Source organism: Virgibacillus carmonensis, from assembly GCF_057836705.1.
The window spans coordinates 1-594 of the sequence record NZ_JBYQFJ010000277.1 but is presented as its reverse complement, the minus strand read 5'-3'; the positions used below and the strand labels follow the sequence as shown (position 1 = coordinate 594).

At 33.7% G+C, this 594-nt stretch carries 1 protein-coding gene; it reads left to right on the top strand.

Translation table 11 applies throughout. The features are described from left to right. Nucleotides 1–101 precede the first annotated feature (101 nt). Nucleotides 102–500 (top strand): helix-turn-helix domain-containing protein, encoded by a 399-nt coding sequence (locus AC3G7N_RS21855; RefSeq protein WP_089060668.1) that lies wholly within the window; start codon nt 102–104, stop codon nt 498–500. The last annotated feature ends 94 nt before the right edge of the window (nt 501–594 follow it).

The following is a 594-nucleotide window of genomic DNA, read 5'->3' as shown; positions in this document are numbered from 1 at the left end:
GGACGATACGTACAATGTCAACATCTTTTCTCCCCGTTTTGTCCAATTATATTTTATGTTTTGGACAAATAGTATAGAATGATCTTATCGGAGGTCACAATATGAATTTTAGTGATAGGTTAAAAAAGCTTAGAAACAGGGAAAATCTGAGCCGAGAGGGATTAGCGGGTAAAATTGAAGTTTCGTATTCAACCATTGCAAAATATGAAAGCGGAACCCGAGAACCTGATTTTTCTACTTTAGATAAATTGTCAATTTTTTTTAACGTTGACACAGACTACCTTCTTGGGCGTACTGATACCCCGAAATCATCAAAAGAATTCGACTCATTGTCTGAGATCAAAAAAATAGTAGATGAATATGGCATTGAGGATATGTTTTTCCACAACATGGACGATTGGAAGAATCTAACTCCAGAGGATGTGGATGAACTGCGTAATCATTTTGAGTATATTGCTTATAAAGCTAGAAAAAGAAAAGAGAAAGAAGATAATGATTAGAATCGGCTATAACAAGTGATATGGATAAAACGATAATGACTTTTCGTTACACGATCTTCACTATATTTTCAATAAATATTATTGATGTGCAAAA

Coding starts and splice junctions, on each gene's coding strand:
- AC3G7N_RS21855 (WP_089060668.1), top strand. CDS start 102: ATGAATTTTAGTGATAGGTTAAAAAAGCTTAGAAACAGGGAAAATCTG.